The sequence below is a fragment of the Hoylesella timonensis S9-PR14 genome (assembly GCF_000762405.1).
In the GTDB taxonomy this organism is placed as follows: Bacteria; Bacteroidota; Bacteroidia; order Bacteroidales; family Bacteroidaceae; genus Prevotella; species Prevotella timonensis_A.
Genome location: NZ_JRPQ01000004.1, coordinates 1 through 1929, shown reverse-complemented (window position 1 = coordinate 1929; position 1929 = coordinate 1). Strand labels below are relative to the sequence as shown.

Annotated in this window: 3 protein-coding genes and 1 pseudogene; all 4 read right to left on the bottom strand. The window is 49.0% G+C overall.

The annotated features are described in order from the left end of the window. Nucleotides 1-51 precede the first annotated feature (51 nt). Nucleotides 52-231, bottom strand: a pseudogene (locus HMPREF9304_RS14805) (lysozyme); the annotation flags it as partial. Continuing rightward, nucleotides 218-703, bottom strand: a complete 486-nt coding sequence (locus HMPREF9304_RS00385; RefSeq protein WP_036925591.1) for a DUF3872 domain-containing protein — start codon at nucleotides 701-703, stop codon at nucleotides 218-220. The gene HMPREF9304_RS00385 and the pseudogene HMPREF9304_RS14805, both read right to left, overlap by 14 nt. 12 nt (nucleotides 704-715) lie before the next feature. Continuing rightward, nucleotides 716-1297, bottom strand: coding sequence for a conjugal transfer protein TraO (locus HMPREF9304_RS00380; RefSeq protein WP_036925595.1), 582 nt, complete (start codon nucleotides 1295-1297; stop codon nucleotides 716-718). A 5-nt stretch (nucleotides 1298-1302) separates the two neighbouring features. After that, nucleotides 1303-1929: conjugative transposon protein TraN (gene traN, locus HMPREF9304_RS00375; protein WP_052045797.1), on the bottom strand; the 627-nt coding region annotated here is incomplete at its 5' end.

Here is a 1929-nt window from a genome sequence, read left to right as displayed (position 1 = left end):
TTTCAATCATTTGCAATATAAAGTTAGGATAATATCAAGGTTAGGATAATGATGACCATAGCCGACGTATGGATAGCAACTCTCTCTGTGTAGTCCCTCGAAGTATTTCACGACCACCACGGCGCGCTCAAAAGGAGGCAAGTCTGCCAACCGTACCCTGCGCTGGGCAAGGATCGGCTGGCAGAGCAAGCACATTATACAGAATAAAGCAAAGCGTTTAGCTGTTCGCATCGTTCGAGGCTTTGGTTACTGCTGCGTTGGTCTTTCCCTTTTCTTCCGCCTTTTCGTTGTTGAAACTGAAAGTCAGTTGCTGCATCTTACCGAAACTGTCCTCCACGTACACGTCAATCGTCTGGCGGTCTGTGGAGAGCGAGGTGTAATACAGACGGAACACATCTTTCGTGAGCGGATAGCGGTCGTTGGGCTTAAACACCGTACCATCGTCCATCTTCACCGTTCCCTTGCCGTCAGGCTGGAAATAACGTATCGTATAGCGAGTGTCAGCAAACTCACCGCCCCGCTTCAGTGTGCAGCGTATCTCTGCCGTCTGTCCCTTGACAATGTCCTTCTGAACGGGCATCGTCTCGACAGTGAACGGATAAGACTGCTGAACATCCAGCTCCCTATCACAAGCAGATAGACAAAACACGGCAAGAGCAAGTACGCCCATTACCCATATTGAACTTAATATCTTCTTTTTCATGTTTCTTTTCTATTAAATATTAAACCTAAGTCCTGCTGATAGCGCAGGACGGAAACGATGTACGTCAGAACCGAAGAGCAACCGCCCTTGTGCCTTGACAAGAAACAGAAGCCTGTCCGTGAGGAACGCCTCCACCGAGCCATACACGGCACCGCCATAGACAAAGCGTGAGCGGTCGAGCAGCGTTGCCCCATCGGGTAGCAGCCTTTTGTCTTCGTTCAACTGCTCATAGCCACCCAAAGCGGATATGCCACCATAGAGAAACACGTTCTTGCCATTGTCGGAGAGTATCGGGTGCATATAGCCCACCTGTAAGAGCGCATCTTTGAGGTTTACACTATAATCCCGATACGGCATATTCTGCTGTTCATACTCAACTCCTACAAAGGAGTAGTTCTCTCGTTTCAAGTAGCGGGTAAGCGATACACCAACACCGAAGTTGTCTTTGGCAAAGAGTTTCTCACCCTTGATAAGGGGAACGCTACCAACGACTTCTATCCCTTTCTGCTTAGGAATGAGTCGCTGTGCCTGCGACGGCAGGCTGAAAATCATTGCCACCACTATGCAAGCCGATAAAATAAGTTTCTTCTTCATAAAGCCTACCATTTGAGTTTGAGGTTGTCAATCTTCTTTGCCAGCTGCAAATCTTCCTGCCCGACATAAAAGGTCAGTGTGCGTCCGCCGTTTCGCTCGTAGATCGTTACCTCCAGTTGTTTTTCCTCCGAGAGGGCAAACTGCTCCAATACGAACACGGAATGCTCGCTATCCTTGCCCTTTACTTGCATTACCTGATGATAGGCACGCAAGGGCTGCAACACCTGTTCTTGTATGGCGGTACGCTTTGCAACCTTCTTATCCACCACCTTGAACGTGATAAAATCCACAGAGTACGGCATATTCGTGCCGTTTTCCATACGAGTGTGGAAATACAGCAAGCCATTATGGGCATACAAGCCACGAAGCAGGAATTTCATACCAAACTGCTGCGCACCGATGTGCTTAATGCAGCGTCTGTCAGTCTGATAGATAGTCTGCATCATCAGTTTGACTAATACGGGCGACTCATTGCCGAGTTCCTTAAAGTAAATGTCAGAGCGGTTGCTTGGCAGTCGTCCGTCCGTTGGTGACAGGAAGTCCTTCATCTCGATGCTGAGTTTCTCCGGCTCATCGACATACTTCACGTGTAGGCTCGGCGATGGGCGCCTTACCACCTTTCGGTGGTAGGT